5 protein-coding genes are annotated in these 4441 nt (G+C 68.0%); 4 read left to right on the top strand and 1 reads right to left on the bottom strand.

Annotated elements, in window-relative coordinates:
* The first annotated feature begins 3 nt into the window (after positions 1-3).
* The 4 genes from fliP (at position 4) to FV228_RS21340 (ending at position 3644) form a co-directional block, all read left to right on the top strand.
* Positions 4-720, top strand: a complete 717-nt coding sequence (fliP, locus tag FV228_RS21325) for a flagellar type III secretion system pore protein FliP (RefSeq protein WP_147856445.1) — start codon at positions 4-6, stop codon at positions 718-720.
* 187 nt (positions 721-907) lie between these two features.
* On the top strand, positions 908-1444 hold the full coding sequence (locus tag FV228_RS21330) for a TadE/TadG family type IV pilus assembly protein (RefSeq protein ID WP_147856442.1): 537 nt from the start codon (positions 908-910) through the stop codon (positions 1442-1444).
* Positions 1444-2205, top strand: coding sequence for a TadE/TadG family type IV pilus assembly protein (locus tag FV228_RS21335; protein ID WP_246690001.1), 762 nt, complete (start codon positions 1444-1446; stop codon positions 2203-2205). Before FV228_RS21330 ends, FV228_RS21335 begins: the two co-directional genes overlap by 1 nt.
* The gene (locus tag FV228_RS21340; RefSeq protein WP_147856443.1) at positions 2190-3644 is read left to right on the top strand and encodes a pilus assembly protein TadG-related protein; all 1455 of its coding nucleotides are present in this window, start codon (positions 2190-2192) and stop codon (positions 3642-3644) included. The genes FV228_RS21335 and FV228_RS21340 overlap by 16 nt, the downstream gene beginning before the upstream one ends.
* 475 nt (positions 3645-4119) lie before the next feature.
* On the opposite strand, the gene FV228_RS21350 is transcribed toward FV228_RS21340, so the two are convergent.
* Positions 4120-4441 (bottom strand): hypothetical protein (locus FV228_RS21350; protein ID WP_147856444.1); only part of this gene is annotated, 322 nt, incomplete at its 5' end.

A 4441-nucleotide genomic window follows, 5' to 3' on the forward strand; every position in this document is an offset into this window, starting at 1 on the left:
CTTCTGGGCCTCGCCGTGCTGGCCGGGACCGGGCTGGCCGCCGGACCGGCCCTGGCGCAGAGCCTCAGCGTCGATCTCGGCGCCGGCGGCACCACCGAGCGGGCACTCCAGCTCGTCGCGCTGATCACGATCCTGGCGGTGGCGCCCTCCGTGCTGGTGATGGCGACCGCGTTCACCCGGATCGTCGTGGTGCTGTCGATCCTGCGCTCGGCGCTCGGCACCCAGACGGCGCCGCCCACCGCGGTGATCGTCAGCCTGGCGCTGTTCCTCACCGCCTTCGTGATGGCGCCCACCGGCCGCGCGGCCTACAGCGCCGGGATCGAGCCACTGGTCGCCGGGCGGATCACGCAGGCCCAGGCCTTCGAGCGCGCCTCGGGGCCGTTCAAGACGTTCATGCTGAAGAACGTCCGCGAGAAGGATCTGAAGCTGTTCCTCGACCTCGCCAAGGTGCCGGTGCCGAAGGGGCCCGAGGATGTCGGCCTCGAGATCGTGACCCCGGCCTTCATGATCTCGGAGCTGCGCCGCGCCTTCGAGATCGGCTTCCTGCTGTTCATCCCGTTCCTGATCATCGACCTCGTGGTCGCCTCGGTGCTGATGGCGGTGGGCATGATGATGGTGCCGCCCGCCACCGTCGCCCTGCCGTTCAAGCTGATCTTCTTCGTGCTGGTCGATGGCTGGACCCTGGTGGCCGGATCGCTGGTCCAGAGCTACGGCGGATAGGGCAGCCCCCCGAAAGCTGTTTGCCGGTTCGGCGCAAGCGAGCGCATCAGGTCAATGACGTCGAGGCGTCGGGCCGTTGCAGTCAGGCCGGATACCTCGCAAGATTCGTCCAGGCAGACGGATAGACTCTCGAAGGCTGTTTTAACCCGGGTTTAGCAATCTCTTGCTAACAGAGCGCATGTTTCTCATGCGCCGCTACGTTCGCGATCAGAAAGGGGCCGCAGCGGTCGAGTTCGCCCTGGTGGCGATGCTGTTCATCCTGGCCCTTCTGTTTATCATGACCGTGGCCACGATCCTGTTTATCAATCAATCCCTGGACTATGCCACGACCCGCGCCGCCCGGCAGATCCTGACCGGGTCCGCCCAGACGAATGCCCTCGATCAGGCCGGTTTCAAGACCGCCCTGTGCCGGAACCTGCCGGCATCTATGACGTGCGGCAACCTCGTGGTGAACCTGTACCTGGTGCCGACCGGAAGCGGATCGAGCGGCTACTACAGCTACGTGAAATCCGATCTCAGCGGCCTGGCGATCCCGGCGCTGACCCCCGGGTCCGGCCAGTACAGCCTCGGCACCCGCGGACAGTACCAGTACCTCCTGGTGATCTATCCGATCACGTTCCTGCCCGCCGCCTTCGCGAAGATGCTGGGCGGCGGCGCGGTGTTCAACGGCGCCCCGGCCTACCTGGCGGTCTCGACGGCGGCGTTCCGCAACGAGCTGTTCTGATGCGCGGGCGCTCGCCGACGAACCGGATGGGCCGCGTCGCGGGATCGCGACCGGCTCGCGGCGGCCCGCCGCCGGCGAAGCGCTTCCTGCGCGACAGGCGGGCGGTCTCCGCGATCGAGTTCGCCCTGATCCTGCCGGTGCTGCTGATCCTGATGCTCGGCGGGACCCAGCTGATCACGTACATCAACGCCAGCCGCAAGGTCGGGCTGCTCGCCCAGTCGATCAGCCAGATGATCTCGCAGGCGATGCCGCCCTCGGGCTCGACGGTGGCGACCGTCAACGCCACCGACCTGCATTTCAGCTTCGATTCCGCCCTGGTCCTGTTCCCGTACCTGATGAAGGACGGGCCGCGGCAGGGCCTGCAATGGTGGCAGGACATCGCCATCACCTACGCCGCCGTCGCGTTCACCCCGACGGCGGCAAACTGCACCGGCGGCGACCTGAGCGCCTGCTACACGGCCGCCGTCGCCTGGACGAGTTCGGGGACCACCGGGGGCAATTACCGGCCCTGCGCGGTCCCGCAGCTTCCCGCCGCCGACACGGCCCCGCCGAACCGGACCACGCTGCCCCGCTCGGTCTTCGGGCCCGGATCGATCGTGGCGGTCGATGTCGTCTTCAACTTCAAGCCGACGTTCGGCGCGCGGTTCGTCCCCGCCGTGCGGATCGCCCGCTCGATGTACGTGCAGCCGCGCTACGCCACGCTGGTCAATTTCGACGTGGCGGGCAACGATGGGATCGCCACCAAATGCCCGGGCTTCTGAACCGCGTGCAGCGCCGCATCGTCCGGGCGGCGGGCCTCTCGGGTGCACGCTCCGGCAACGTGACGATCCTGTTCGCCTTGAGCCTGCTGCCGATGGTCGGCCTGCTCGGCTACGGGATCGATTACGGCGTCGCGATCACCGACAAGTCCAAGCTCGACGCCGCCGCGGATGCGGCCGCCATCGCCGCGGTGGCGACCGCCAAGGCCTACATCGCGGCCAACCCCGGCCAGGCGAACGTCACCGCCAACGCCATCGCGGCCGGCATCGCGCAGGCGTCGAAAGCCTTCACGGTCAACGCCGGCACCGTGCCGTTCGCGCAGGTGCAGCTTCAGCCGCCGCAACTCACGCGCAAGAGCCAGACGCTCGTGTCGACGGTCGTCTACAGCGCCACGGTGAAGAACAATTTCGGACCGATCTTCCGGACCCCGACCACGAACTTCTCCAACACGGTCACGGCCTCGGCCGACCTCGCGAGCTACCTCGACTTCTACCTGTTGCTGGACGTGTCGGGCTCGATGGGCCTGCCGGCGACCACCGCCGGCATGAGCAAGCTGGCGAGCCAGAACAATGACATGAATTCGGACTACAAGCAGGGTTGCCAGTTTGCCTGCCATTATCCAACCTACAACGGCTGGAACCTGGCCGCCGGCAAGATACAGCTGCGCTCGGACGCACTGAACACGGCGGTTTGCTCGCTGATTCAGCGGGCCGCCAACCCCTCGGTGACGAGCCAGTACCGCGTCGGCCTGTACCCGTTCATCAACCAGATGGGCACGCTCGCCGACATCAACAGCTCCATCGCCACCCTGAACACCGTCGCCGACTGCGCCAACACGACGCCCTACCCGCTCGCCCTGACCAAGCTTCTGGATACCGGCACGACACAGCTGTCCACGGGGGGGGACCCGAGCACCGGCACGGGTGCCGGCGGCACGCATTTCGAGGTCGTCCTGCCGCAAATGAAGGCCGCCATCGCCAATGCGGGCGGATTCGGGGACGGCTCCAGCACCGGCGCCCGCAAGCCGTTCGTATTCCTGGTCACCGACGGGATGCAGAACAGTCAGCACTATTCCATCACCAAGAACGGCAGATACTACTACCCGGGTAGCCCCTCGAAATTCCCGGGTTACGCCGCCGGCGATTTCGACGGCTCCTCTCCCGCGCAGATCGATCCGTCACTTTGCACCGCGCTCAAATCGGCCGGTGCGACGGTCTCGATCCTGTACATCCCATACAACAGCATCACCTTCACGGATTACGGCGGCGGCATCGCCGCAGAAAACAAGAAGGTCAACGCCTTGAACCCGACGTTGGCGACGACCGTGCAAAGCTGCGCCTCACCGGGATATTTCTACACGGCCAACAGCCCGGACGACATCAAGACCTCACTCAACGCGATGTTCGACCAGGCCCTGCAGGTCGCACGGCTGACGCAGTAGGCGCCCGGCTCAGGCCGCGACGATCCGCACCTGCGCGAACCCCTCCTCCACCGTCGGCGGCTCGAACAGGTTGGCGACCGAGCGGATCGTCGCCTCCGGGACGATCGTGTCGGCGCGCCGCCTCCGGTTCCGGTAGAGGGCGACGTCGAGCGGGACGCGGATCCAGACGGCCCCACCGGGACGCCGTGACGGCGCGCGATGGCGATGATCGGCGCCCGGTGCCGCACGCCCGGGAGAGCCGCGTCGACATAGACGCGGCCGGCGTCGCGATCCTGCGCGGCGATCCTGGTCGACTTGCCCGCGCCCTGCAAGCCGCAGACGATCACCAGCCGGTCGATGCCGCCACCCACCAGCGACCGCTCCAGCGCCGCGTAGGCCAGTCGCCACGCCGCGGCGTTGCGCTCCGGCGTCCAGACGCGGCCGGATCCGGTTTCGAGGAACCGGTCCGGATCGATCACGAGCGTCATCGCGGCCGTCAGCCCGGCGGCGCGCCGGGGGCCTCGGCGCTGCTCTGGCGCTCGCCCGCGATCGCGCCGCGTTCGGGCAGAGCGGTCTCGGGATAGCGCTTGCGGTACTCGGCCAGGAAGGCCGACAGGGTGTCGGCCTTGGTGGCGCGGGCCGCGATGGCGCGGAATTCCGGGGTCTTGGTCGGGTTGGTGCCCGTGAGCAGCGCGAAGGTGCGGGCGTCGGGGCTCTCGGCCATCGCCTCGGAGAACTTCGCCTTCAGGCGCTCGAGCCCGATCGCCTCGCCCGCGAGGTCGTACGCGATGGCGGCCCGCACCGCGTCGGCCCGGGCC

Source organism: Methylobacterium sp. WL18 (assembly GCF_008040015.1).
GTDB classification, from domain to species: Bacteria; Pseudomonadota; Alphaproteobacteria; order Rhizobiales; family Beijerinckiaceae; genus Methylobacterium; species Methylobacterium mesophilicum.